The organism is Noviherbaspirillum aridicola (genome assembly GCF_019656455.1).
GTDB classification, from domain to species: Bacteria; Pseudomonadota; Gammaproteobacteria; order Burkholderiales; family Burkholderiaceae_D; genus Noviherbaspirillum; species Noviherbaspirillum aridicola.
Genome location: NZ_BPMK01000002.1, coordinates 79,224 through 105,335, shown reverse-complemented (window position 1 = coordinate 105,335; position 26,112 = coordinate 79,224). Strand labels below are relative to the sequence as shown.

Here is a 26,112-nt window from a genome sequence, read left to right as displayed (position 1 = left end):
CATCCAACTCTGCCCGATCTCCTGCAAAGACCTGTCACCGGGTCGAAAATCCGCGCCCGCTCCCGGCGTTTGTTTCCGATGGCCGTACTCACACTGCATAAGGAAACACGATGCCCGTCACCCTTTCCGAGGCGCGCCTGTGCGCCAACCAGATGCTCGCGCGACTCTCCGACGAACACTTCCAGCCGCTATGCGGCAAACTGGAAAAGGTCGACACCCGCATCAAGCAGGTGCTGCACGAGCGCAACCGGCCGATCTCCCATGTCTACTTTCCCTGCAATGCGGCGATCTCGAACATGATTTTCTTCGAGGACGGTTCCGCGATCGAAGTCGGAACCGTCGGCAATGAGGGCTTCAATGCGGTCGAACTCGTCGCCCATGCATCGGTCGCCACCGAAACCTCCATCTGCCAGATCGAAGGCCACAGCCTGCGCATGACGAGCGGCGACTACCTGGCGGCGATCGATGGCGATACGCCGTTGCGTCATTTCAGCGAGTGCTATCTGCAGGGCTACCTGTCGCAGGTCTCGCAGTCGGTCGCCTGCAACCGCAGGCATTCGCTGGATGCGCGCTTCGCGCGCTGGCTGCTGGTGACGCACGACCGGGTGCAGGGGAATGAATTTCTGCTCACGCAGGAATTCCTGGCCGACATGCTGGGCGTGCAGCGGCCGAGCGTGAGCCTGGTGGCGGCGGCGTTCCAGGGGGATGGCCTGATCCGCTACCGCCGGGGACGCATGAAGATACTGGATCGGGCCAGGCTCGAGGCGCTCTCCTGCGAATGCTATGCCTGCGTGAGCGCCCAGTTCAGGCGGGTGCTCGGCATGCCGTACGGCTGAGTCCGCAGGGCGCCGTCAGGCCTTGCGGCCGCCAAGCTGGCTTTCCACCACCGCCGACAGCGGGCGCTTCGGACGATGCGCGGTTTCCTCGGGCGGGCTTTCCCGGTCCTCGCTCTCCGCCGCCGGCTGCACGCCGATGCGGACCAGGCGGCGCAGCAGGATGAAGCCGCCGCCGAAGATCACGATATAGGCCACCACGTAGGAAGTCAGGGACACGGCCACGTCCATCGTCGTCAGGCTGGGCGTCACCGCGTCGGCGGTGCGCATCACGCCGTACACCACCCAGGGCTGGCGGCCGACCTCGGTCGTCGTCCAGCCCGCCAGCACGGCGATGAATCCGCTGGCGCCCATCCAGCTGCACCAGCGCAGATACCAGCGCGTGTCGTAGAGCCGGCCGCGGCGCCAGAGCACCAGGCCGGCGATCACGGTAAACAGCATCAGGAAGGCGATGCCGACCATGATGCGGAAGGCAAAGTAAACGATCGCCACCGGCGGCCGGTCCTCGCGCGGCCATTCCTTCAGGCCCTTCACCTCGCCGTCGATGTCATGGGTGAGGTAGAGGCTGGCCAGTTTCGGAATCGCGATTTCATAGTGGTTCCTCTCCGCCTCTTCGTCGGGGATGGCGAACAATGAGGCGGCCACGCCCCTCTCGGTTTCCCACAGGCCCTCCATCGCCGCCACCTTGGCCGGCTGATGCTCCAGCGTATTGAGGCCGTGCAGGTCGCCGAGCAATACCTGCACCGGCACCATCAGCGTCAGGAACAGCAGCGACATACGCACCATGATGCGCGACTCCTCGGGGGAGCGGCCATGGCGCAGATAGGAAGCGCCGACGGCCAGGATCACGAAGGCGGTGGTGATCAGGAAGGCGCTGACGGTATGCGTCAGGCGATACGGAAACGAGGGCGTGAAGATGATGTCGAGCATGCTGGTCGGCATGAAGCGGCCGTCGACGATCTCGAAGCCGTCGGGCGTATGCATCCAGCTATTGACCGCGAGAATCCAGAACGAGGACAGCACCGTCCCCGCCGCCACCGCCACCGCCGACAGCGCGTGCGCCCATTGCGGCACCAGCTTGCGGCCGAACAGCAGCACGCCGAGGAAGGCGGCTTCGAGATAGAAGGCGGTCACCACCTCATAGGCGAGCAGCGAACCGACGACATTCGAGGCCGCATCGATGAAGCGGCTCCAGTTGGTGCCGAACTGAAAGGGCATCACGATGCCCGAGACCACGCCCATGCCGAAGGAAATCGCGAAGATCTTGATCCAGAACGCGGAGAGGCGGCGGATCTTCTCATCCTTGCCGATCCAGTAACGCACTTCCAGCGTGGCGACATAGCAGGCCAGGCCGACGGTGAAGGCGGGCAGCAGGATATGGAAGGCGACTACCCAGGCGAACTGAATCCGTGACAGCAGCAAGGCATCCATGCGTGATTCCTTTTCGAATTGGCAAGGCGGGGGCAGGATACGCGGGAACCGCGGACCTCACGCCGCCCGTTTTAACAGCCGGCACCGGCCGTCATGGTGATCTGACACAAAGACAATGGTTGCGGTGCCCTGCCCGCTTGGCGATAATGCGATCGCGACTTTCCAGGCAACACCTCCCCCCGCGGCCCGCCGCTTCGCCGCCCGCTCCACGACATGGCAAGAACCCTCGACAACCCGCTTTACTACCTCGCCAATTTCGAACGGGCGATGAGCTGGACCGGCGAACGCTATGGCGACCTGCTCGACGAGAGGGAACGCGCGTTTCTCGACTGCTTCAATCGCCTGCCGCCGGCCGCGCGCGCGCTGCTGGTACGGATGGTGATGCGCAAGGGACCGCTGTTCCGCGAGAGCAAACTCGCCTATGACGAGATCGGCGATACCCGGGCCGCGGCCGCGCCGCTGCTCGCGGCCGGCCTCGTCGATGAACGGCCCGCGCTGAATCTCGATCAGCTCTTCGGCCTGCTGGTCCGTAGCGAGATCGCGCAGGCCTTCCCCGGTGTCGACGCTGCGCTGCGCAAGGCGGAACAACTGGAACGGTTGCGTCCGCAATGGCCGCAGGCCCGCTGTTTCGACGAATGGCTGCCGGCCGCGCGGGACCGGGTGTATGCATTGCGGGTCGGCGAGGTGTGCGACCGCCTCAGGCTCATGTTCTTCGGCAACCTGCACCAGGACTGGACGGAATTCGTGCTCGCCGATCTGGGCATACTGCGCTATGAGCAGGTGGATATCTCGCCCGCCTCGCGCGGCTTCGGCTGCCGGGAGGACATCGAAGTCTATCTGCGGCTGCATGCCTGCCGCGAACAGATCGAGGCAGGCGCGATTCCCGCCGATATCCCGCAGCAGCCGCTGTCCAACGCCTGGCTCGAGGGGCGGCGGCAGAAACTGCTTTTCCTGGCCGGACAGCAGCAGGAGCGTGCCGCCGAGTTCGCGGCCGCGCGCCGCATCTACGCCGCCTGCCGGCATGAGGGCGCGCGCGCGCGGCACATCCGCGTGCTGGAAAAATGCGGCGACCATGAACAGGCGCATGCGCTCGCCGCCGCCGCCTGGATGCAGCCGGAGAATGAGGCGGAACGCCAGCAGCTCGCCCGCATGCTGCCGCGCCTGCGCCGACGGGTCGGCCTGCCGCCGGAAGCCGCGCCGCCGGCCGCGGCGCCGGAGGAATTCACGCTGGTGCTGCCGAGGCCGGTGCCTTTCCCCGGCGTCGAACTGGCGGCGCGCGACCACCTGTGGCGCGAGGACGCGCCGGTGCATTACGTCGAAAACACCCTGATCAATTCCCTGTTCGGCCTGCTGTGCTGGGACGCCGTGTTCGCCGCGGTGCCGGGCGCCTTTTTCCATCCTTTCCACGCGGCGCCGGCGGACCTGCACAGCGCCGACTTCCTGCCGCGGCGTGCGGCTGCCTTCGATACCTGCCTGTCGCAGCTCGACAGCGGCGCCTACCGCGACACCATCCGCCGCCGCCATCGCGAAAAGTCCGGACTGCAGTCGCCGTTCGTGTACTGGGAGGCGATCGGCGACACGCTGCTGGAGCAGGCGCTCGACTGCCTGCCGCCCGAGCACCTGAAACTGTGGTTCACCCGGCTGCTGCAGGACATCCGCGCCAACCGCGCCGGCATGCCCGACCTGATCCGCTTCGACCTGCGGGAGCGGCGCTATGAAATGATCGAGGTGAAGGGCCCGGGCGACCGCCTGCAGGACAACCAGTTGCGCTGGATCGCGTTCTGCGCGCGGCACGGCATGCCGGTCAGGGTATGCCATGTGCGCTGGCTGGAGCAGGAATGAACTACCAGGTCGCGGTGCGCGCCCTGGCGGAGTTCACCGCGCGCGAAGGCGATCTCGACCTGCGCTTCACGCCCGCGCCGAGCGCGCTCGAAGGCATCGCCGGGCACGCCACGGTCGCCGCCCGCCGCGGCGCCGGCTATCAGACGGAAGTGGCGCTGTCGGGCAGCTGGGGTGAACTGAGCGTGCGCGGCCGCGCCGACGGCTATGATCCGGCGCGCCGCCGCCTGGAGGAAATCAAGACCCACCGCGGCGACCTGCAGCGCATGCCCGACAATCACCGCAAGCTGCACTGGGCGCAGGCGAAGATCTACGGCTGGCTGATGTGCGAGCAGCTCGGCCTGGCCGACATCGAGCTGGCGCTGGTGTATTTCGACATCGGCAGCCAGAAGGAGACGGTGCTGGCGGAACGGCACGACGCCCCGTCGCTGCGCGCCTTCTTCGAGCAGCAGTGCGAACGCTTTCTCGACTGGGCAAGGCAGGAAAGCGCGCACCGCGCGGCACGCGACGAGGCGCTCGCCGAACTGACGTTCCCGCATCCCGCGTTCCGCCCCGGGCAACGGGCGCTGGCGGCGGCCGTGTATCGCAACGCGGTATCGGGCGGCTGCCTGCTCGCCCAGGCGCCGACCGGCATCGGCAAGACCATCGGTACCGTGTTCCCGCTGCTCCGGGCCATGCCGGCGCAGGGCATGGACCGTCTCTACTTCCTCGCCGCCAAGACGCCGGGACGCGGCCTGGCGCTGGAAGCGCTCGGCCGTATCCGCGCCGCCCGGCCGCAACTGCCGCTGCGCGTGCTGGAGCTGGTGGCGCGCGACAAGGCCTGCGAGCATCCGGACAAGGCCTGCCACGGCGACGCCTGTCCGCTGGCGCAGGGTTTCTATGACCGGCTGCCGGCGGCGCGCCGGGAAGCCGCGCAGGCGCAATGGCTGGACCGCGCCGCCCTGCGCGGCATCGCGCTCGGCCACGGCATCTGCCCCTACTATCTGGGACAGGAGATGGCGCGCTGGAGCGACGCGGCCGTCGGCGACTACAACTACTATTTCGATAGCGGTGCGATGCTGCATGCGCTGGCGCAGGCGAACCAGTGGCGGGTGGCGGTGCTGGCCGACGAGGCGCACAACCTGGTCGAGCGCGCACGCAAGATGTACAGCGCGGAGCTGGACCAGGGCCGTCTGCGCCAGCTGCGCAAGACGGCGCCGGCGCCGCTGAGGAAAAGCCTCGATCGGCTGCAGCGCGGCTGGAACGCGCTCAACAAGGAACAGGACCAGGAACAGGCGTACCAGGTCCTGGCCGGGATTCCCGACACCTTCCTGCTGGCGCTGCAGCAGGCGAGCAGCGCGATCACCGACTTCATGACCGAGCATCCCGCCCATGCCGATGCCGCGCTGACCGAGTTCTATTTCGACGTGCTGCATTTCCTGCGCATGGCGGAGAGCTTCGGACCGCATTCGCTGTGCGATCTGTCCCGGCGCCCCGGCTACGGCACCCTGCTCTGCATCCGCAACGTCGTGCCGGCGCCGTTTCTGGCGCCGCGTTTCGCGGCCGCCCAATGCAGCACGCTGTTCTCCGCCACGCTGCAGCCCTGGCACTACTACAGCGACCTGCTCGGCCTGCCGGACGACGCCGCCTGCGTCGACATCGAATCGCCGTTCGACGCGCGGCAGCTGTCGGTACGCATCGCGTCGGGCATCTCCACGCGCTGGCAGGAGCGCGACGCATCGCTGGCGCCCATCGCGCGCGTCATCGCCGGCCAGTACCGGGAACGCCCGGGCAACTATCTCGTCTTCTCCAGCAGCTACGATTATCTGCAGAAGATCGCCGCGCTGTTTCGCGAGTCATGCCCGGACATCCCCAGCTGGGAGCAGGCGCGCGGCATGCAGGAGGCGGAGCGCGACGCCTTCCTCGCACGTTTCGCGCCCGGGGGACGGGGCGTCGGCTTCGCCGTGCTCGGCGGTCCTTTCGCGGAGGGCATCGATCTTCCCGGCGACCGGCTGGTCGGCGCATTCATCGCGACGCTCGGCCTGCCCCAGGTCAATCCGGTCAACGAGCAGATCCGCTTGCGCATGCAGCAGCTGTTCGGGGCGGGCTACGACTATGCTTATCTCTACCCCGGCATGCAGAAGGTGGTGCAGGCGGCCGGCAGAGTGATACGCACGCCGGAGGACCGGGGCGTGGTATGGCTGATCGATGAACGCTATGCCCGGCCGGACGTGGCGCGGCTGCTGCCCTCGTGGTGGGGAGCGCCGAGGCGGAGCTGAGGATTTCTCAAGAATGCTCAGCGATTCCGCCACCGGGGGCACGCGCGGCGGCATAATTCAGTCGCCGGTGTCAGTCCATCGGTTGTCTCCTCCCCAGCTGGGGTTCGCTCGCGGGCGTTCCGGCTCGCGAGTTTTTTTGTCGATGCCGCAACCCTGGCCGGCACGCGCGCCGGACCCGCCGCTTCCCGTCGTGACCGGACCGCTTTCTAGCCCGGCCCGACCGGCTTTTCCGCCTCTTCCCGCAACGCGGCATTGTCGCTGGCGAACATGTCCTCCAGCTCCTTCCTGCCCTGCTTCGCCATCGAGATCATCTGCGCCTGGTCCTTGTAATAGGGGTAGAGCTTGTGCAGCGTGCGGATATTGTGCTCGCGGAACTTGCAGACCACCTCGCCGGCGCGCGCCTGGCTGAAGCCGAGCTCCTGCAGCACCCGTCCGCCGAGCAGCAGCGAGGCTTCGAAGGTTTCGCGTTCGAGTATGGTCACGCCGCGGTCCATCAGGTCGTAGTAGTGGGTGACGTTGCGCGCGCGGGCGACGATGGTCAGGTTAGGGAAGGCGACGCGGACCCTGTCCACCAGGTCGAGACTGGCCTCGATGTCGTCGATCGCGACCACCAGCACCCGCGCGCGCTCGGCGCCCGCGTTGCGCAGCAGGTCGATGCGGGTGGCGTCGCCATAGAACACCTTGAGGCCGAACTTGCGCAGCAGGTCGACCTGCTCCGGGTCGTGGTCCAGCACGGTCGCGCGGATGCGGTTGGCCAGCAGCAGGCGGCCGATGATCTGGCCGAAGCGGCCGAAGCCGGCGATGATCACCGTGTTGTCCTGCGGCGGGATGGCGTCGTCCTTGCGCCGCGCGGCATGCAGCCCCGGCGCCACCAGCCGGTCGTAGGCGAGCAGCAGCAGCGGCGTGAGCACCATCGACAGCGCCACCACCACCACCAGCAGCGACGCGGTCTCGGCCGGGAACACCCTGGCCGCCGCCGCGCTGCCGAACAGTACGAAGGCGAATTCGCCGCCCTGCGCGAGCAGCACCGCGAACAGCAGCTGTTCGCCGGGCGGAATCCTCACCACGCGCGCCAGCCCCCACAGGATGGCGGCCTTGAGCAGCAGGAATCCGCAGGCCAGGCCGATCACCAGCAGCGGATCCCGCAGCAGCAGCCCGAAGTCGACCGACATGCCCACCGCGATGAAGAACAGGCCGAGCAGCAGGCCCTTGAACGGCTCGAGATCCGACTCCAGCGCATGCCGGTACTCGGAGTCGGCCAGCAGCACGCCGGCCAGGAAGGTGCCGAGCGCCATCGAGATGCCGACCCACTGCATCAGCACCGCGATCGCGATCACCAGCAGCAGGGCGAATGACGTGAATATCTCGCGCACCCCGGTCTGCGCCACCAGCCGCAGCAGCGGCCGCACCAGGTGGCGGCCGCTGAAGACGAGCAGCAGCATCACGCCGGCCACCTTGAGCGCGCCGAGCCAGCCCTCGCCGTCGCCGTCGAGGGCGCCGGCGCCGAGGAAGGGAATCAGCGCGATCATCGGGATCGCCGCGATATCCTGGAACAGCATGATGGCGAAGCCGGCATCGCCCGCCGGCGTGGCCTTCAGATGCCGTTCATCGATGGTCGCCAGCACGATCGCCGTCGACGACAGCGACAGGCCGAGCGCCGCCACCAGCGCCAGCTTCCAGTCCGCGCCCAGCAGCAGCGCGGCGCAGAACAGCGCCAGCGTGCATCCCAGCACCTGCATGCCGCCCCAGCCGAAGACCGGCCGCCGCAGCGCGCGCAGCCTCGACGGATCGAGCTCCATGCCGATCAGAAACAGCAGCAGCACCACGCCGAATTCGGAAATGTGCAGGACGTCGTCGACATCCTGTATCAGCCCGAGACCCCACGGTCCGATCAGGATGCCGCCGATCAGATAGCCGAGGATGGCGCCCAGGCCCAGCCGCTTGGCGACGGGCACCGCGATGACCGCGGCGGCAAGATAGATCAGGGCATTGGTGAGCAGCGTATTGTCCATCTCGGCTTGTTCTTGTATTGGGTGATGAGGCGATATCGTACACGCGACGCCGTCCCGGGGCGCGAACGCCGCGTGCGGAGGAATGCGGCATCCCGGCCCGGACTCCGGCTTCGCCATGCTCGGCTATGCTGTAAACGGCGCCGCCCGCGCGGCTTTTCCGGGCGTCATCGAACTTGAGGAGAAGGCAATGGAACGATATGTCGACGGTTTCCTGATTCCCATCGCACTCGACAAGCTGGAGAGATACCGCGAGCTTGCGGCGCTCGCCGGCACGGTGTGGAAAGAGCATGGCGCGCTCGACTACTGGGAGTGCGTCGGCGACGACCTCGATGTGCAGGAGATGGCCTCGTTCCGGCAGGCGGCGGGGGCGGCGGAAAACGAGACGGTGGTGTTTTCCTGGATCGCGTATGCGTCGCGCGCCGAGCGCGACCGTATCAATGCGGCGGTAATGAACGACCCGCGCATCAAGGAAAGCATGGCGGCCGGCGAACATCCGTTCGACCCGCGCCGCATGGCCTACGGCGGCTTCCGGACCCTGGTCGTCGCCTAGGGTCCGGCGAGCGCCGCCGCGGTCTCAGCCCTTCGCCTCGCGCGCCTTGGTCACTTCCATCTGCGACTGCTGAAACCCGGCCGCCGGGATGATTTCGCCGCCGCGGTCGGCGAGACGCGCGGCATTGGCGGCCAGCAGCTCGGCGGCATCCGGGCGCTCGCCGATATGAATGCCGTCGGTGAGCGTGATGTGGGAGCGGGAGAAGGTGCCGGCGCCGGCGCACAGCACGGTCTTGTTCGGTCCATCCCGCGACACCAGCCACAGCATCCCGGGCGTGACGCTTTCCGGCGTGAGCAGCGCGAGCGCGTCGGCGCCCATCAGTTCCTCCGTCATGCGGGTGGCCGCGGTCGGCGCCAGGCAGTTGACCCGGATGTCGTATTTTTCGCCCTCGATACCCAGGGTCTGCATCAGGCCGACCAGCGCCATCTTGGCGGCGCCGTAATTGGCCTGGCCGAAATTGCCGAACAGGCCCGACGACGAAGTCGTCATCACGATGCGCCCGTAGTTCTGCTGCTTCATGATCTCCCACACCGCCTTGGTGCAGTACACGGCGCCCATCAGGTGCACGTCGACGATGGCGCGGAAATCGTCCAGGCTCATCTTGGAAAAGCTCCGGTCGCGCAGGAAGCCGGCATTGTTGACCAGGATGTCGACGCGGCCCCATTCGCGCATCGCCTGCGCCACCATCTGTTCGACGGCGGCGGGATCGGTCACCGAGGCGGCGCTGGCGATGGCCTGGCCGCCGGCGGCGCGGATTTCCTCGACCACACGCTCGGCCGGGGACTGGCCCCCGCCGGTGCCGTCGCGTGCCACGCCGAGGTCATTGACCACCACCCTGGCGCCGCGCGCGGCAAGCTGCAGCGCATGCGAACGGCCGAGGCCGCCGCCGGCGCCGGTGACGATGGCGACCTGATTGTCGAAGCGGATGGGAGCAAGCTGGGATGCGTTCATGGCGGATCTGGAAGTGATGGAACCGGCGAAGATCATACCTCAGGGCAAGGAAAGCGTCCCGCCTGCCGCGACCTGCCGCCGCCGCCCCCATCTACACCACCTCTCCGCCCAGCACCGGCGGCGACTTGTGCACCTTCGGGATGTGCCGGTCCAGTCTCACCCAGGGCTGCGCGTAAGCGGTCCAGATGTCGGCCACCGGGTGAAACCAGGACGGATCGTCGACGCTCATGACGTTGAGCATGCAGACCTCGGCCTGCGCATCGCTGCGCGCGAGCACCGGAAAGCCGCAGCGCGCGCAGCAGAACCGCTCGCCATGCTTGTCGTCCCGCACCGCCTGCGCGGGACGCTTCAGGTCGCCCGTCATGCGCACGCGCGCCAGGGGCAGCACGACCAGCGGCGCGAAGGGCGCGCCGCTGAGCTTCTGGCAGCCGGGGCAATGGCAGTTGTACATCGCGACCGGCACCGCCTCGCCGCGAAAACGCACCGCGCCGCACGGACAGCCGCCGTCGAAAGGAACCGGAATGGATAGCTGCATCGGTCTGCCTCCTCGTCGTCGTTCCCGGCAGACATGGAAGACAGCGCCGGGCATGCAGGTTTGACGCGGTCGAACTCACAGGTTCCCCGGGACTGCCCCGGTGCAAGCTTTTCTACCTGCGCCCGGCGGCGCCCTGCCTGTTGGTGAGCGTCACTCCGCCGACGACCAGCAGGCCGCCCATCACCATCGACAGCAGCACGGGCTCGCCCAGCAGGAGCGCCGCCAGCAGGATGCCGAACACCGGCACCAGGTTGTTGAACACCGCGGTGCGCGACGGACCGATCGCCTTGACTCCCTGGTAGTACCAGATGAAGCCGATCACCGTTCCGAAGATGCCAAGGTAGGCGATGGCCAGGAACACCGGCCAGCCGACAGCGCGCCAGTCGACGCCGCCGGCTTCGAAGGCGGCGCCGGCGGCGAGCAGGATCAGGCCCCAGATCGAGGCCCAGGCGGTCGCCGCCACCGGCGAGAGCCCGTCGAGGGCGAAGCGGCCGACGATGGTATAGGCCGCCCAGCTGCTCACCGCGCACATCATGAGCAGTTCGCCCAGGCCGATGGAAGCGCTGATGTCGCGCCACGCGCCGGCGAGGTCGCCGCGCGTGATGACCACCGCCGCGCCGATGAAGGCAATGGCGATGCCCACCCACTTGACGCGCCCGAGGCGCTCGCCGAGCAGCAGCGCCAGCAGCAGCGCGGTGACGATGGGATTGAGCGCGACGAAGAGCGCGGTGCGCCCCGCCGGCATGCGCGACAGCGCCGCGAAGAAGCAGATGTTGTACAGGAAGATGCCGGTCAGACCGAGGCAGAAAGTCATCAGCAGCTGCTTGCGCGTGAGCCGCGGCAGGCCGCCTTCCAGCCGCCACGCCAGCAGCACGAGCAGCGGCACCGCCACCGCGAATCGCAGCGCCGCCGCCGTCATCGACGGCAGCTCGCGCGAGACGATGCGGCCGGCGATGAAGGTGCCGCCCCAGAACAGGGCCACCAGCACCAGGCGCAGATAGACGGGAAGCACGGAAGGCGATGCCGGCGGCAGGCCGCCGGCGGGCACGGAAGACGAGGTATGCATCGGTGTCGGTGAACTGAACGGGCCGCCACGATACCGTATCCGCCGACTTCCTGCCTGCCGCCCGGCACACGGGTGCCGGCACTACCCGCCCGGCCGCGACAGCCCCTGCTCGCTGTAGTTGAGCGGGACCCACTGGTAGCCCTTGCCCTCGGCCCTCACCCTGCCAATTCCGGGAAAGGATATGTGCGCCGCGCCGACCAGGTGGCCGCGCGCCGCGGCTTCCGCCATCACCGCGCGGCGGCGTCCCGCGGCGGCCTGCTCATTCACGTCGTACAGGATGGCGATGCCCGGTGACGGAAACTGCGCATCCTTGGCGTGGATCAGGTCGCCCCACAGCACGAGCTTGCGGCCCTCGCTCTCGATCTCGTAGAGCGTGTGGCCGGGCGTGTGACCCGGCGCGGCCAGCGCCCGGATGCCCGGCACCAGTTCGCCGTCGGCGTCGAACATTCTCACCCGCCCCGCCGCGAGGTAGGGCGCGAGGTCGCGTCCGGCCTGGTCGAAGGCATGGGCGTGGCGCGCCGCGGTTTTCGGCTTGTTGACCGCATCGAGCCAGAATTCGGCCTCCTCGCGCCGGACGTGCACGAGCGCATTCGGAAACACGGCCTTGCCGTCCACCGTCAGGCCGCCCGAGTGGTCGCCGTGAATGTGGGTGAGCATCACATCGGTGACGTCTTCCGGGCGGTAGCCCGAGGCGCGCAGGCTGTGCACGAGCCGGCCGGCGTCGGGGCCGAAGAGCTTGCCGGCGCCGGCGTCGATCAGCGCCAGGCGGCCGCCGGTGTGGATCAGGAAGGCATTGACCGAGGTCTCCGATCGCGCCGGGTCTATCCATGCGCGGCGCAGCAGGCCGTCGATCGTTTTCTCGTGCGCGTGCGTGAGGATGCTGCGCAGCGGGATGGTCACCGTTCCATCCGACAGCACGGTCACCTCGAACTGGCCGAGCATGGTGCGGAAATAGCCGGGCGTCGTGCGTGCCTGCTGGGGCGGCGGCGCGCCGGTCTGCGCCGGTGCGGGGATGGCGGCCAGCAGCGCCGAGGCCGCCAGCATCAGCGCCAGGGGACGCAGGTGTCTTGTCATTCTTCACTCCCGATTGAATGCGTTGTCGCGGACAAAGGATTATTTCCGCTATCCTTTCATCATTCAAATCGATTGTTCAGATCATGGATATCAGGGAAAACGATTTTCGAAAGCTCGACCTGAACCTGCTGGTCGCCTTCCTGGTCCTGATGCGCGAGCGCAGCGTGTCGCGCGCGGCGGAGCGGCTGCATCTCGGCCAGCCGGCGGTGAGCGGCGCGCTGGCCCGCCTGCGTGAATTCTTCGACGATCCGCTGTTCGTGCGCACCCGCAGCGGCATGCAGCCCACCTCCCGGGCCATGCAGCTGGAAAGCCGTTTGAAGCCGGCCCTGCTGTCGATTCACCAGGCGGTGTTCGAGGGCATGTCCTTCGACCCGTCGCGCTCGGAACAGACCTTCGTGATAGGCATGCCGGACTGGGTGGAGATCTGGCTGGCGCCGCGCCTGTTCACGGCGGTGCGGCGCGCGGCGCCGGGAGTCAGGCTGTCGATCGTCAATACCGATCCGTTCCGCGCCGCGGAAATGCTGGAACGGGGCGAGATGGACCTGGCGGTGACGCCGGTGCAGGCGGTGCCGGCCTGGTGCAGGCAGGGACCGCTGCGCCGCATGGGCTACCGCTGCGTATTCAGTAGCGCGAACGCCCCGCGCGCGGGCCTGAGCCTGCGCGCCTACCTCGAGCGCACGCATCTGCTGGTCAGCTATCGCGGCGCCTTCGAGAGCGCGGCGGATGAATGGCTGGCGTCGCGGTCGCTGGCGCGCAGGGTGGTGTTCGCCACCAGCCGCTTCGGCATCCTGCCGTCGCTGCTGGAGGAAGACATGACGATCACCACCGTGCCGGAGATGCTGGCACAGAGCTGGCGGGGCCTGGATGGCCTGCGCATCGCGCCATGTCCGGTGCCGCTGCCCGAGATCGCGCTGTCGCAGCTTTGGCTCGCCACGCGCGACAGCGAGGCGCCGTTGCGCTGGCTGCGCGAAACCGTCGGGGCGGCGGCGAAACGCAACACCCGGGGCCGATCAGGCTGATCAGGCGGCCCGCACCGGAATCGTCTTTTCCCCGGCGGCGAGCGCCCGCGCGCGCAACTGGCCGCAGCCGCCGTCGACCTCCTGCCCCGCCGAGTCGCGCAGCTTGGTCAGCACGCCGCGCCGATGCAGCGTGCGCGCGATCTCCCTCGCACGCTCCCAGCTCGGCCGCCTGAACTGCAGGTCGGGGATGCTGTTCCAGGGGATCATGTTGAGCACCGCGAACTTCCCCCTGAGCAGGTCGACGATGCCATCCAGCTCATCCTCGCCGTCGTTGATCCCCTCCAGCAGGGTCCACTGATACTGCACCGGGTAATGGGTGGCGCGCGCATACTGCTCGCCGAGCGCGACCAGTTCGGCCGGCGTGATGCGCGGCGCCCGCGGCAGCAGGATGTCGCGCAGCGCCGGCTTGGTGGTGTGCAGCGACAGCGCCAGCGCGGGCTTGACCGGCCCCAGCGGCAGGCGCTCGAACGCGCGACGGTCGCCGACGGTGGAAAACACCAGGCTCTTGTGGCCGATATTGCCTTCGGTGCCGAGCAGTTCGATCGCATCGAGCACATGGTCGAGATTGTGGGCCGGCTCTCCCATCCCCATGAAGACGACTTTCTTCACCGCGCGCAGCGAGCGCGCCAGCACCACCTGGGCGGCGATTTCGCCGCCGGTGAGCTGGCGGATGAGGCCGCTGCGGCCGGTCATGCAGAACTGGCAGCCCACCGCGCAGCCGACCTGGCTGGAAACGCACAGCCCGCCGCGCGGCAGCAGCACGCTCTCCACCGTCTGACCGTCGGCGAGCGCGACCAGCAGCCGGGCCGAGCCGCCGTCGGTCGGGTGGGTGGAGACCAGCCTCGCCAGACCATCGAGTTCCGCATCAATGGCGGGCAGCGCCTCGCGCAGGGGCTTGGGCAGGAAGTCGTCGGCGCGGCGCCGGCCGGCATCGCGCGAGCGGCGCTGCAGCCAGTCGCGCAGCACGCGCTGTTCATGGAGGGGCATGGCGCCGGCGGCACGCAGGCGCCGGCGAAGGGATTCGATGTGCATGGGATGCGGCGCGTCGTCGGCGCGCGGCGGCGGAACAAGCCGCACATTATCCGCATCCGGACCGGCAAGCGCCACCATTTGCGCGGATGCCGGCTGCGGTTATGATGCGGCATGCAAAAATTGCCAGACCGCGGCCGGCGCATCGGCCTGACCCAGATCCATGTCGCCGTCCTGCTCGCCGGCGGCGCCGGCCTGTTTGCCAAGCTGGTGCCGGTGGGCTCGCTGACGCTGACCGCCGGCCGCACCGTCTTCGGCAGCCTCGCGCTGCTGCTGTTTGCCGTCCTGACAAGGACCAGCCTGCGCCTGCAGGGCGGCAGGGACCTGGGGCTGGTGGCGCTGTCGGGCGCCATTCTCGCGCTGCACTGGTTCACCTTTTTCCACGCGATCCAGGTCTCCACGGTCGCCATCGGCCTGCTGGCGTTCGCGGCGTTTCCGCTGTTTACGACCTTGCTCGAACCGCTGGTGTTCGGCGAGCGGCTGCGCCGGCGCGAGGTGGCGACGGCGCTTGCGGTCACCGCCGGCCTGATACTCGTCGTGCCCGGCTTCGACTTCGGCAACCGCATGACCCAGGGTCTGCTGTGGGGCCTGCTGTCGGCGCTGACCTATGCCGTGCTGTCGCTGCTGATCCGCGCCGGGTCGGGCAGATACCCCGCCGTCGTCGTCTCCTTCTACCAGCAGGGTTTCGCGGCGCTGTGCACGCTGCCGTTCGCGCTGACGGGCAATGACGCGGTGCCGGTCGGCGTCCTTCCTTACCTGGTGCTGCTCGGCGTTGTCTTCACCGCGCTCGGACAGGGCCTGGTGGTGGCCAGCCTGCGTCACCTGCAGGCGCGCACGACGAGCGTGATTTTCGGGCTGGAGCCGGTCTACGGCATCGCGCTGGCCTGGCTGCTGGCGGGGGAAGTGCCGGCCGCCAGGACCCTGCTCGGCGGCTGCCTGATCTGCGGCGCGGTCTTCCTGGCTTCGGTCGCGCCCGGCGACAGCCGGCGGCGGCCGGCTGCCCGCCCCGCCGATCAGTAGTTGAGCCGGCCGCCGGCGCCGATCACGCCGATGTCGAGATAGTGCGAACCGGTCCGCTTGCTTTCGCCGAAGCTGATCGGATAGCCGGCGAGCGAATAGCCGTTCATCGACGTCAGCGCTTTGGTGACCTTCTCCGGCGTCGGCTGCGGACCGGCCATGCGGATGGCCTCGGTCAGCAGGCGGATGTTCAGGTACACCTCGAAGTTGGTCGGATTGGAGCTGATGCCTTTGCCGTAGGGCGACTTGAGGAAGGCCTGGAATTCGCGCGCCAGCGGCAGCGTGACGGAGTTGGGGTTGGGCACGACCTGGCTGATGCCGACGCCGCGCACCTTCTTTTCGCCCACGCTGTCGGACAAGAGCTTGGCCGGCACGAAGGACAGCGTGTAGATCTGCGCGGCGCCGGTCGGGGCCTCGTAGGCTTTCATGAAGCGGATCACCGCATCCGGCACGCCCATCAGGAAGATCGCCTGCGGCCTGGCGTCGGCGATCTGCTTCACATGCGCGCTGAAGTCGGTCTCGCCCGCCTTGTACGGCGCCTTCGCCACCACTTCGAACATGTAGTCCGCGGCGGCCCTGGCGATGCTCTGGTTGATGCCGGCGCCGAAGCCGTCATCCTGGTACAGCACCGCGACCCGCTTGAGGCCGAGGGTGGACGACAGGCGCGCGATCTTCATCACTTCGTCGGTGTAGCTGGCGCGGGTATGGAAGATCATCTCCGAGCCCGGGCCGCGAATCGCATCGGCGCCGCTGAACACGCCGAGCAGCGGCACCTTGTGCTTGGTGAGCACGCCGGACTTCATGACCGCGATGGTGTTGGCGGTGCCGACCGCGTTCACCAGCGCGACCACGTTGTCCTTGACGATCGCCTCTTCCGTCAGCGCCGCGGTCTTCTTCGGATCGTACTGGTCGTCCTTGATCACCCGCGCAAGCGTGTTGCCGTTGATGCCGCCCTTGTCGTTGATCATCTGCAGGTAGTTCGTGACCAGTACGGTGCCTTCCGCCCCGGTGGAGGCGTTAGGACCGGTGATGCCGGTCACCGAGCCGATCCGGACCTCGCCGGCGTGGGCAAGCCCGGCGGCGGAACACGCGAGCAGGATGGTGGCGATTCTCTTTGCGAACATGTTGTTGTCTCCCTTTGTTATCGTGGTTTTCCCAGCATTTGCAGCAACAGCTACTCTTCCTCAGGCCGGCATGGCGTCCGGCGGCGCGAACAGTTCCGGCAATGCTTCCGCCGGCAACGGCTTGCTCACATAGAATCCCTGCACCTCGTCGCAGGCGCTCTCGCGCAGGAAGCTTTCCTGCTCCGCGGTCTCCACGCCCTCGGCCACCACCGTGACATGCAGCTCGCGGCCGAAATTGATGATGGCTTCGGTCAGCGCGCGGTTGCCGCCGATCTCGCCGAGGTTGCGGATGAAGGAGCGGTCGACCTTGAGCGTATCGACGGGGAATTCGCGCAGCTGCCCGAGCGTCGCGTAGCCGGTGCCGAAATCCTCGATCGCCAGCTTGACGCCGAGCGCCTTGACCGCCCTCAGCGTGGCCGCCGCCCGCGCCGGATCGTGGAAGACCATGGCTTCGGTGATTTCGATTTCCAGCAGTTCCGGCGCCAGTCCGGTCTGTGCCAGCGCGTCGGCGATGTCGTTCACCAGGCGCTCGTGCGCAAACTGCGCCGGCGACAGGTTGACCGCCATGCTCATCCTGGGCAGGCCGATGCGCTGCCAGGCGACGGCTTGCGTGCAGGCGGCATGCAGCACCCATTTGCCGATCGGGATGATGGCGCCCGATTCTTCCGCCACGCGCAGGAACTGGCCCGGGGCCACCATGCCGAGCCTGGCATTGTTCCAGCGCAGCAGCGCCTCGACGCCGCGTATCTCGCCGCTCGCGAGGGCACGCCTGGCCTGGTAATGCAGGCTGAATTCCTTGCGCGCCAGCGCGTGGCGCAGCTCGTTCTCCACCGTCATGCGTTCGAACGCGTGCGAGTGCACCCCCTGTGAATAGAAGCAGCAGTTGTTCTTGCCTTGTTCCTTGGCCAGGTACATTGCGCTGTCGGCATTGCGCAGCAGGCTGTCGCCGTCGCCGGCGTCCTCGGGAAACACCGCGATGCCGATGCTGGCGCTGACGCGGCATTCCTGGCCCGCGATCGTCATCGGCCTGCATGCCTCGGCCAGCAGCTTGTCGGCCACGGTCCCCGCCTGCGACTCGCTGTCGAGCTCCTGCAACAGCACCACGAATTCGTCGCCGGCCAGGCGAGCCACCACGTCGCTGCCGCGCAGCGCGGCGGTGAAGCGGTTGGCGATCTCCCTGAGCAGCTCGTCGCCGGCTTCGTGGCCGAGGGTATCGTTGATCTGCTTGAAACGGTCGAGGTCGATGAACAGCAGCGCGAAGCGGCGCTGGTTGCGGCGCGACATGCGTACCGCCATGTCGAGCAGCTGGGTGAACATCAGCCGGTTCGGCAGCCCGGTCAGGATGTCGTGGGTGGCGAGATGCTCGATGCGCTGCTGCGCCAGCCGCTTCTCGGTGATCTCGCGCGCCACGCCCCGGTATCCCTGCAGCACGCCCGCCTCATCGAACAGCGGCCGGCCGCTGAGGCTGACGATGTATTCCTGTCCGTCCGAGGTGCGCCGCTTCATCACGATGTCGCGGTACTCGGCGCGGCCCGCCGCCAGCAAGCGGTAGCCTTCCCAGCCGCCCTCGAGCTCGACCTCGAATCCGGCTTCCCACGGCAGCTTGCCGAGCAGCGCCGCCTCCGGCGTCTCGGCGTGCGCGCCGCCGGTTTCGATGCGGGAGAAACGCAGCTGCGCGTCCTGTTCCCAGAACCAGTCGGAAGACAGCTCGGTCAGCGCGCGGAAGCGCGATTCGCTCTCGGCGAGCGCGGCGCGCTGGGAGAACAGCTTGCGCCGCAGCGCGCCCGCGTAGTTGCCGACCCAGACGAAGCGACCCAGGCTCGTGACGAACACCACGAACAGCAGGAAGCGTCCGCCGGCGGTGTCGACCGGGAAGGATATCTGCATGCCCGCGACGACGAAGGCAGGCAGCGTGAGCGCGACCGCCTCCAGCAGCAGCAGCCGGAACTCGCGGGCACCGAGCGTAAACAGCCCGTAGGCGAAAACCTGGAAGATATTGAGCAGGAAGAAGATGCCGATGGACGGCGCGAGCCACAGGCCGAGGCACTGATTGGCGACCGCCGCGAGCAGTTGCGGAAAGGAGAGCGTGGGGTCGGCATGCCGTTCCGCCCGGCCGCTGCGCAGCATGTACCACGCGGCCGCGACATAGGCGAGTCCGATGCCGAGGTAGAGCGCCGGCACCATCGCCGGCACGCCGGCAAGCCGCGCCAGCAGCGCGAGGATTGCGGCATCGACGATCCAGCTCAGCGCGACATTGCGCAACGCATGCAGGTTCGCCCGCACTTCGCCCGCGGTACGCCCTGCGGCTTGCTTTCCCATCCGGTGTCTCCGCCTGGCGTCTTATCGTCTCACGCGGCGCGCCCCAGGCATCGCGTCGCCGTGTTGATGTGCTTCCTGGAAACGAATGTTTACCATCAATCAAACGCGGCCACAACAAGGAATTTCTTTGTTGCTAAGGGGAAATTGAAGCCCTGCGGGACAAGACATCGGGTATTCCGGCTGGCCGGACCGCGGGGATCAGAAAACCAGGAAATACAGCAGGACCACTATGGCAACGACGAACAGAATGATGTTGGCGACGAAATCTTCAGGCTGCACCTTGCCTCCTTGGTGTTCGGCGGTCTGACCCGGCGGTGGGGCGGGAGTTTGCGGCGATGGGGCGCCTGTTGCGGTGACTCAGCCGTGTAATATTTTGTTATCCGGGCCGGACAGGCTCCGTCGGGCGGGAGCGTCGGACGAAAAGCATGCCGCTTGTATAATCGCCGCTCCCAACGCAAGCGCCAGCACATCCTGCCCCGACCCGTCGATGATTTCCCGCTTTCGCCGATTCCTGCCGCCCCCCGTCGCCCTCTCCGCCCGCGAACAGGCACGCTCCATACTCGGCGCGCTGCTCGGACTGGCCTGCGCGGGCCTTGCCGGCATGTGGACGGTGGATGCGTCCTCGGCCTGGCTGGTCGCGCCGCTCGGCGCCTCGGCGCTGCTGGCGTTTGCCCTGCCCTCCAGTCCGCTGGCCCAGCCCTGGCCCGTGTTCGGCGGGAACGTGCTGTCGGCGCTGATCGGCATCGCCTGCGGCAAGCTGATCGGCGCGCCGCTGGCGGCGGTCTGCGTCGCGCTCGGCGCCTCGATCTGCGCGATGTTCCTGCTGCGCTGCCTGCACCCGCCCGGCGGCGCGGCGACGGTCATGGCCGCCCTCGGCGCGGGCGGGCCGGAGCATCTCGGCTATGCCTTCGTCCTGATGCCGGTGGCGGTGAACTCGGCGGCCCTGGTCTGCGCCGCCGTCGCCTACAACCGGCTGTGCGGCCGCCGCTATCCGCTCGCGCCGGCGGCGCCGGCCAATCCGCATCGCACCGCCGACCCGCTGCCGGGCGCGCGTGCCGGCGTGAGCGAACAGGACCTCGACCATGCATTGCGGCAGCGCGACACGCTGCTCGACATCAGCCGGGAAGACTTGCAGGAACTGGTGATGCGCAGCGAAATGCAGGCCTACCAGCGGCATTTCGGGCACACCGACTGCGCCGAGATCATGGCGCGCGACGTGATTACCGCGGAATTCGGCACCAGCCTGCAGGAGGCCTGGCGCCTGCTGCGCGACCACCGCATCAAGGCACTGCCGGTCATCAACCGTTTCCGCCGCGTGATCGGCATCGTCACCGAGCATGACTTTCTCAGGCAGGCCGATCTCGACCGGCTGGACGGCTTCAGCGACAGGGTTCGCAACCTGTTGCGCCCGGCACCGGGCGCAACCTCGGACAAACCCGAGGTGGTCGGCCAGATCATGACTGCCCGGGTACGATGCGCGATGGCGGACCAGCCCATCGCCAGCCTGGTGCCGCTGTTCTCCGACAGCGGCCTGCATCACCTGCCGGTGGTGGACGGCAACCAGCGGCTGGTGGGCATCGTGACGCAGTCGGACCTGGTGGCAGCGCTGTACCGGGCCGGACTGGAGCAGGCCGGCGCCGGCCGCATGGCCGACGCCGCCTGACAAGGGCGGACGCGGGCGGCGCTACCTCGCCCGCGACATCTTGCTGCTGGTGTAGATCGAATACAGCGCGCTCAGTCCGACCAGGACGTAGACCACGCGCCCCAGCGCGCTCCCCTCGCCGAACAGCATTGCCACCAGGTCGACATCGAACAGTCCGACCAGTCCCCAGTTGATGCCGCCGACGATCAGCAGCACCATGGCGATCCAGTCCATCGCGCCCATGCGCTTCGAACTGCTGGCGTGGCCGCGGCTGCTGCTTCGCCGGTCGGGGATATGCCGGCGGTCATGCGAAAGTCCTTCAACGGTTGCCATGATTTGCTCCTTTGCGGTCTGCACGGCGGAAGGGCCGTGCGTAAGGTCAGAGACAGGCGCGGTCCGCAAGGGTTCGCCCGCTTCCCGCATGCGGAATGCGCCCGAAGGGGGATGAGGGCAGATGAAGGCGCATGCCGGCGTTTTGCTATAGTTGAACCATAAGAACGGCAAACCGCGCGATCCCTGGCGGCAAGCCACGACAACACCCTGGCGGCGCCGCGGGCCGCCGGCGAGAGGAGACTGACAATGAACACGACGGACGCACCCGATGCGCTCCGGCTTCTGGCCCAGCGCCAGGAACTGGAGATATTCAGGCAAGTGTTTTTCGCCTCCCCCGACTATATCGCCTTCAGCCGCCTTTCCGACGGTACCTACATCGATGTGAATCAGGGTTTCGAGCGCCTGCTCGGCCACCGCCGCGAGGATGTGATCGGACGCACGTCCTTCGACATCGGCCTGTGGCCCGACGAGGACGGGGCGCAGCGGCTCGCGTATGTCGAACTGCTCAGGCGGGACGGCACGGTGCACGGCTACCCGGCGCGCATCCGCACCGCCAGCGGCGAGGTGCTCGACATGGAGACGACCGCGAGCGTGGTCGAGATCGGCGGCGAACAGATCCTGATCGCGATCGCGCGCGACGTCACCGCCCGCAACCGCAACCAGCGCGAGCTGATCCGCCTCAACAATGAACTGGTCGACAAGGTCGAGCGGCTGAAGGCCGCCGAAAAACGGGCGCTCGACGCGGCGCAGCAGGCCAATGCGGAACAGCGCCGGCTCAATGCGCTGCTGGAAGCGGCACCGGTGGGCATCGTGATGGCGGACGCCGCGGGCGGACTGCTGCGGGTCAACGCGGCGCACCGCCGGCTGTGGGGCGTGAACGCGCCGATCGCGCTCAGCACGGGCGACTACGCGGCCTGGAAGGGCTGGTGGGCCGACGGCTCGGCCCGCCACGGACAGCCCCTCGGCCCGAACGAGTGGACCATGGCGCGGGCCCTCGCGGGCGAAGAAGCGCCGCGCGACATCATCGAGATCGAACCCTTCGACGCCCCGGGCGAGCGCCGCACCATCGTGATCTCCGGCGCTCCGGTCCGCGACGCTTTCGGCCGCATCATCGGCGGCGTCATCGCGCAGATGGACATCACCGACCGGGTGCGGGCCGAGGCCGCCCTGCGCCAGGCCGACCGGCGCAAGGATGAATTCCTGGCGATGCTCGCGCACGAGCTGCGCAATCCGCTGGCGCCGATCAGCGCCGCCGCGCAGCTGATGGAGATCGCGCCGTCCGATCCGGACCGCATGAAGCAGACCAGCCGCGTCATCCGCCGCCAGGTGCAGCACATGACCGGCCTGGTCGACGATCTGCTCGACGTGTCGCGTGTCACGCGCGGCCTCGTCACGATCGGCAAGGAGGTGCAGGACATGAAGGCGGTGGTGGCGGATGCGGTGGAACAGGTGCGCCCGCTGATCGAGGAGCAGCGCCACCGCCTCGCCCTCGAAATCGGCCCCGGGCCGGCGATGGTCAGCGGCGATCACAAGCGCCTGGTGCAGATCGTCGGCAACCTGCTCAACAACGCCGCCAAGTACACGCCGCCCGGCGGCAACATCCGCCTGCGCATGGCGGCGGAGCAGGATGAACTGGCGCTGTCCGTCGAGGACGACGGCATCGGCATGGCGAGCGACCTGCAGCAGCGGGTGTTCGATCTGTTCGTGCAGGCGGAGCGCAGTTCCGACCGTTCGCAGGGCGGGCTGGGCCTCGGGCTGGCGCTCGTCAAGAACCTGGTGGAACTGCACGGCGGCAGCGTGGCCTGCAGCAGTCCGGGTGCAGGCAAGGGCAGCAGCTTCAGCTTCCGCCTGCCCTGCCTGCGGGACGCGGATGCGGAAAAGCCGGCGGCCCGGCAGGAGCCGCGCGCAGTGCCCGGCCAGGCGCGACGCGTGCTGATCGTGGACGACAACGCCGACGCCGCCCGCATGCTCGGCCTCTACCTCGAAGCCTGCGGCCATGAAGTGCTGCTCGCCCACTGCCCGGAGCAGGCGCTGCTGCGCGCACGCGGCGAGCGGCCGGATGCCTGCCTGCTCGACATCGGCTTGCCGGCGATGGACGGCAACGCGCTGGCCCGGCTGCTGCGCCGCGAACATCCGCAGGCGCTGCTGATCGCGGTGACCGGGTACGGACAGGACGCCGACCGCAAGGCGGCGCTGGCGGCCGGCTTCGACCACCACCTGGTCAAGCCGGTGGATACCGCACGCCTGCTCGGCCTGCTCGCGCCCGAGGGTTGATGCCGGGACAGCCGGGCCTGGCATCCGGATTGCATGCGATGCCTGTCCTGTCAACCAACCCGAGGAGCTCGCAATGAACGAACAGCAGAGCGGCAAGCAGGTCGCGCAGCCGGCGGACGAGGAAATCAAGAAACACGGCGACCAGTTGCAAAAGCAGGTCGACACGGTGGCCGGCAAGCCGGCCGGCGGCGACGGCAGCCGTCCGCAGGACCGGCCCGGCGGCCCCGGGCAGTAAGCCGTCGTCCGTCCTGCCGGCGAGCCCCGACGCGGCACACCGGTCGAGGCAGGACGGAACCGGGCGGCAGGCGGCCTCCACACATGAGCGTGCCCCCTCTCATGATCCCAAGAGAAACACGTTCATGCTGCCGCCCTCATCCGCCCTTCACGATACCGGCGCGCGCGCGCCATCCCAGCTCGAATCACTGATAGGCTGGCGCCGGCTGCAACTGCAGGCGCTTCACCGCCTGCGCCTGCAACTGGCCGCGATCCAGGACGGCGGCGTCGCGCCGCCCGCCGGCTGCAGGGTCGAGTCGTGCGCGGGCGGCATGCCACGCGTCCTGGCGGGCGACATGATGCTGGACACCCGCTTTCTCGAGCAACCGGAACTGCTTGCGCTGGGAAGCATGCTGCAGGGACATGCCGGCGCGTGCCGCGACATGGCGGGCGCATTGCGGCGGCGCGTGGCCGAGCGCATCGATGAACTCAACCAGCTCAACCGCTGCAGCTTCGAAGTGCTGCGCATCATCGGCGCCTGCCGCCAGTCCCCCCCGCGGCCCTGATCGGGCGGCCCTACTCCACCGGCACCGTTTCCCAGGCGTTGAGCTGCTCCTTGCGACGCTGCGCGTTGTGATACGAACGCCCGGCCAGCCACAGCGCGAGCGCGATGGCGGCCGCGGCGAACTGGCCGATCGCCAGCAACAGCACCGAGCCGTCGAGCAGCGGAGCGATCACGCCCGACACCACCGCCGCCAGCATGGTCTGGGTGAAGGACTGGCAGGAGGCGGCAATGCCGCGGATTTCGGGAAACAGGTCGAGCACCAGCAGCGTCACGCCGGGGGCGACGATGGACATGCCTATGGTGTAGAAGAACAGCGGCAGCACCGACCATGGAAGCGCCGGCGGCAGGAAGGCGTGGTAAAGCACGTTGACCGCGCCCGCACCGAGCAGAAAGCAGAAGCCGAGCGACACCTGCCGCGGGATCGACATGCTGCCGGCGAGCCGGTTGACGGTGAAGGCGCCGAGGAAGATGCCGGCCACCGTCGGCACGAACTGCCAGCCGAACTCGTCCGCGCCCAGCCCGAGGTGCTGCGTCACGAATACCGGCGCCGCCGACACATACAGGAACAGTCCGGCGAAGTTGAAGGCCACCGTGCCCGCCTTCAGGTGGAACAAGGGCGAGCGGAAGATGCGCAGATAGCTGCGGCCGAGCGCGCGCGCGTTGAACGGCTGCCGCTGCTCCGGCGGCAGGCTTTCCGGCAGCTTGCGCCAGCACCATGCCAGCAGCAGCGCGGTATAGAGAAAGAGGAACAGGAAGATCGCGCGCCAGTTCGCCAGCGTGACGATCCAGCCGCCGAGAATGGGCGCGATCGCCGGCGCCACCGAAAAGATCATCGTCACCAGCGACAGCAGCCGCGCCGCGGGCGCGCCGGCGTACAGATCGCGGATGATGGCGCGGCCGATCACGATGCCCGCGCCGGCCGATACGCCCTGCAGGATGCGGAAGGCCCACAGGTACTCGATGCTGTGGGAGGCGGCGCAGCCGAGCGAGGCGACGGCGAAGACCGCGAGCGCGCCGATGATCACGTTGCGGCGGCCGAAGGCGTCCGACAGCGCGCCGTGCCACAGGATCATCAGCGCAAAGGACAGCATGTAGGCCGTCAGCGTCTGCTGCACCTGTATCGGCGCGGCGTGCAGGGTGCGCTCGATGGCGGGGAAGGCCGGCAGATAGGTATCGACCGAAAACGGCCCGAGCATCGCCAGCGCGGCGAGCAGGAGCGCGAGGCCGCGCGGCGTGGCGGAGTCGGTGCGGGAATCGGGGACAGGGACGGGGACGGGAGCGTCGTTCTTATTGTTGTTCATTCAGGGACGGCGTGGCGTGGCGTGGGGAATAGGTCAAGGAATGCATTATCCGACTTTCCGCCGCTTCGTTGGTTCGAACCATTTCCGCCGCCGGTCGTCGGAAAAAAATCCGAACCCGCGAAGAGGAAACCATGCGAGCCGACAGCGCCCTGTCCCACCTGTATGAAGACGAGCCTTGCATCGCCACCCTGCACGACGGCGAGCAGCGCGCGGTGCGCTGGAGCCGCCGCGACTGGTGCTTCATGATGGAAAGCGCGAACGGACCGGTCGCGCTGCCCTTCGAGGACATCAGGGAATGGCGGCCGGCGTCCATCCGGCCATGACTTCCCCGATGCCTATCTCGGTCCGGCGGCGGGGCCGGGGCCCATGCCGGGGCCCGGACCCGGCATGCCCTGGCCGTGCATCGGCATGTCGCGCAACGAAATCATGCCGTCCGGCCCCTTCATGCGATCGAACATCGCTTCATGCGCGCGCATGAATTCCTCCCGCGACAGCTTGCCGTCGCGATTGACATCCATGCCCGCCATCATTCCTCCGTGTCCGCCGTAGCCGGCGCCGTGATGCCGCGCTTGCATGTCCCGATGACCGTGCATCGAGCCGCAGGCGGTCGACAGGGCGGCGGCCGCCAGGACCGCGAAAAGTGTGCTTTTCATGATGACCTCGTTAATCGTCGGAAAGACTCTTCCATTGGACTGCCTGAAGACGAAAAAGTCGCTTGTCATGCGGC

General features: G+C 68.1%; 23 protein-coding genes. 11 read left to right on the top strand and 12 right to left on the bottom strand.

Annotation, left to right across the window (positions count from 1 at the left end; genetic code table 11):
• Positions 1 to 110 precede the first annotated feature (110 nt).
• Positions 111 to 836: a Crp/Fnr family transcriptional regulator gene (locus NCCP691_RS02330; protein ID WP_220806635.1), complete on the top strand. Its 726-nt coding sequence runs from the start codon at positions 111 to 113 to the stop codon at positions 834 to 836.
• A 15-nt stretch (positions 837 to 851) separates the two neighbouring features.
• Here the strand turns inward: NCCP691_RS02330 and NCCP691_RS02325 are convergent, their stop codons facing one another.
• The gene (locus NCCP691_RS02325; protein ID WP_220806634.1) at positions 852 to 2,264 is read right to left on the bottom strand and encodes a cytochrome ubiquinol oxidase subunit I; all 1,413 of its coding nucleotides are present in this window, start codon (positions 2,262 to 2,264) and stop codon (positions 852 to 854) included.
• Positions 2,265 to 2,477: 213 nt separating this feature from the next.
• Here NCCP691_RS02325 and NCCP691_RS02320 point away from each other — a divergent pair, with 213 nt between their 5' ends.
• Positions 2,478 to 4,106: a VRR-NUC domain-containing protein gene (locus NCCP691_RS02320; RefSeq protein WP_220806633.1), complete on the top strand. Its 1,629-nt coding sequence runs from the start codon at positions 2,478 to 2,480 to the stop codon at positions 4,104 to 4,106.
• Positions 4,103 to 6,361 (top strand): ATP-dependent DNA helicase, encoded by a 2,259-nt coding sequence (locus tag NCCP691_RS02315; RefSeq protein WP_220806632.1) that lies wholly within the window; start codon positions 4,103 to 4,105, stop codon positions 6,359 to 6,361. Before NCCP691_RS02320 ends, NCCP691_RS02315 begins: the two co-directional genes overlap by 4 nt.
• A gap of 206 nt (positions 6,362 to 6,567) precedes the next feature.
• Here the strand turns inward: NCCP691_RS02315 and kefC are convergent, their stop codons facing one another.
• Complete coding sequence (kefC, locus tag NCCP691_RS02310; protein ID WP_220806631.1) at positions 6,568 to 8,373, bottom strand: glutathione-regulated potassium-efflux system protein KefC; 1,806 nt, start codon at positions 8,371 to 8,373, stop codon at positions 6,568 to 6,570.
• A gap of 187 nt (positions 8,374 to 8,560) precedes the next feature.
• Here kefC and NCCP691_RS02305 point away from each other — a divergent pair, with 187 nt between their 5' ends.
• Positions 8,561 to 8,923, top strand: a complete 363-nt coding sequence (locus NCCP691_RS02305; RefSeq protein WP_220806630.1) for a DUF1428 domain-containing protein — start codon at positions 8,561 to 8,563, stop codon at positions 8,921 to 8,923.
• Between the two features lie 24 nt (positions 8,924 to 8,947).
• Here NCCP691_RS02305 and NCCP691_RS02300 read toward each other — a convergent pair whose 3' ends face one another.
• The 4 genes from NCCP691_RS02300 to NCCP691_RS02285 form a co-directional block, all read right to left on the bottom strand.
• Entirely contained in the window at positions 8,948 to 9,874 is a 927-nt protein-coding gene (locus NCCP691_RS02300; protein ID WP_220806629.1) for an SDR family NAD(P)-dependent oxidoreductase, read from the bottom strand.
• 91 nt (positions 9,875 to 9,965) lie between these two features.
• Entirely contained in the window at positions 9,966 to 10,409 is a 444-nt protein-coding gene (locus NCCP691_RS02295) for a GFA family protein (protein WP_220806628.1), read from the bottom strand.
• A 112-nt stretch (positions 10,410 to 10,521) separates the two neighbouring features.
• Complete coding sequence (locus tag NCCP691_RS02290; RefSeq protein WP_220806627.1) at positions 10,522 to 11,475, bottom strand: DMT family transporter; 954 nt, start codon at positions 11,473 to 11,475, stop codon at positions 10,522 to 10,524.
• A gap of 81 nt (positions 11,476 to 11,556) precedes the next feature.
• Complete coding sequence (locus NCCP691_RS02285; protein WP_220806626.1) at positions 11,557 to 12,549, bottom strand: MBL fold metallo-hydrolase; 993 nt, start codon at positions 12,547 to 12,549, stop codon at positions 11,557 to 11,559.
• An 83-nt stretch (positions 12,550 to 12,632) separates the two neighbouring features.
• Here NCCP691_RS02285 and NCCP691_RS02280 point away from each other — a divergent pair, with 83 nt between their 5' ends.
• A complete protein-coding gene (locus tag NCCP691_RS02280; protein WP_220806625.1) occupies positions 12,633 to 13,568 on the top strand; it encodes a LysR family transcriptional regulator in 936 nt (311 codons plus the stop codon).
• On the opposite strand, the gene NCCP691_RS02275 is transcribed toward NCCP691_RS02280, so the two are convergent.
• Positions 13,569 to 14,600, bottom strand: coding sequence for an RNA methyltransferase (locus NCCP691_RS02275; protein WP_220806624.1), 1,032 nt, complete (start codon positions 14,598 to 14,600; stop codon positions 13,569 to 13,571).
• Positions 14,601 to 14,711: 111 nt separating this feature from the next.
• Here NCCP691_RS02275 and NCCP691_RS02270 point away from each other — a divergent pair, with 111 nt between their 5' ends.
• Positions 14,712 to 15,617, top strand: a complete 906-nt coding sequence (locus NCCP691_RS02270) for a DMT family transporter (protein WP_220806623.1) — start codon at positions 14,712 to 14,714, stop codon at positions 15,615 to 15,617.
• Here NCCP691_RS02270 and NCCP691_RS02265 read toward each other — a convergent pair.
• Together NCCP691_RS02265 and NCCP691_RS02260 are read right to left on the bottom strand one after the other, a co-directional pair.
• Positions 15,611 to 16,738 carry an ABC transporter substrate-binding protein gene (locus NCCP691_RS02265; protein WP_220806622.1) on the bottom strand — a complete coding sequence of 376 codons (1,128 nt, stop codon included), beginning with the start codon at positions 16,736 to 16,738 and terminating at the stop codon, positions 15,611 to 15,613. The genes NCCP691_RS02270 and NCCP691_RS02265 overlap by 7 nt on opposite strands.
• Positions 16,739 to 16,798: 60 nt before the next feature.
• Positions 16,799 to 19,057, bottom strand: a complete 2,259-nt coding sequence (locus NCCP691_RS02260; protein WP_220806621.1) for a putative bifunctional diguanylate cyclase/phosphodiesterase — start codon at positions 19,055 to 19,057, stop codon at positions 16,799 to 16,801.
• Positions 19,058 to 19,544: 487 nt separating this feature from the next.
• On the opposite strand from NCCP691_RS02260, the gene NCCP691_RS02255 reads away from it, so the two are divergent.
• On the top strand, positions 19,545 to 20,720 hold the full coding sequence (locus NCCP691_RS02255) for an HPP family protein (protein ID WP_220806620.1): 1,176 nt from the start codon (positions 19,545 to 19,547) through the stop codon (positions 20,718 to 20,720).
• A gap of 21 nt (positions 20,721 to 20,741) precedes the next feature.
• Here NCCP691_RS02255 and NCCP691_RS02250 read toward each other — a convergent pair whose 3' ends face one another.
• Entirely contained in the window at positions 20,742 to 21,032 is a 291-nt protein-coding gene (locus NCCP691_RS02250) for a DUF378 domain-containing protein (RefSeq protein WP_220806619.1), read from the bottom strand.
• Between the two features lie 246 nt (positions 21,033 to 21,278).
• Here NCCP691_RS02250 and NCCP691_RS02245 point away from each other — a divergent pair, with 246 nt between their 5' ends.
• The 3 genes from NCCP691_RS02245 (at position 21,279) to NCCP691_RS02235 (ending at position 24,085) form a co-directional block, all read left to right on the top strand.
• A complete protein-coding gene (locus NCCP691_RS02245; RefSeq protein WP_220806618.1) occupies positions 21,279 to 23,306 on the top strand; it encodes a PAS domain-containing hybrid sensor histidine kinase/response regulator in 2,028 nt (675 codons plus the stop codon).
• Positions 23,307 to 23,379: 73 nt separating this feature from the next.
• A complete protein-coding gene (locus NCCP691_RS02240) occupies positions 23,380 to 23,541 on the top strand; it encodes a hypothetical protein (protein WP_220806617.1) in 162 nt (53 codons plus the stop codon).
• Positions 23,542 to 23,665: 124 nt separating this feature from the next.
• Positions 23,666 to 24,085 (top strand): hypothetical protein, encoded by a 420-nt coding sequence (locus NCCP691_RS02235; protein ID WP_220806616.1) that lies wholly within the window; start codon positions 23,666 to 23,668, stop codon positions 24,083 to 24,085.
• 10 nt (positions 24,086 to 24,095) lie between these two features.
• Here NCCP691_RS02235 and NCCP691_RS02230 read toward each other — a convergent pair whose 3' ends face one another.
• Positions 24,096 to 25,385 (bottom strand): multidrug effflux MFS transporter, encoded by a 1,290-nt coding sequence (locus tag NCCP691_RS02230; RefSeq protein WP_220806615.1) that lies wholly within the window; start codon positions 25,383 to 25,385, stop codon positions 24,096 to 24,098.
• Positions 25,386 to 25,516: 131 nt separating this feature from the next.
• Here NCCP691_RS02230 and NCCP691_RS02225 point away from each other — a divergent pair, with 131 nt between their 5' ends.
• Complete coding sequence (locus NCCP691_RS02225; RefSeq protein ID WP_220806614.1) at positions 25,517 to 25,708, top strand: hypothetical protein; 192 nt, start codon at positions 25,517 to 25,519, stop codon at positions 25,706 to 25,708.
• Positions 25,709 to 25,720: 12 nt separating this feature from the next.
• Here the strand turns inward: NCCP691_RS02225 and NCCP691_RS02220 are convergent, their stop codons facing one another.
• A complete protein-coding gene (locus NCCP691_RS02220) occupies positions 25,721 to 26,038 on the bottom strand; it encodes a hypothetical protein (RefSeq protein ID WP_220806613.1) in 318 nt (105 codons plus the stop codon).
• Positions 26,039 to 26,112: the final 74 nt, after the last annotated feature.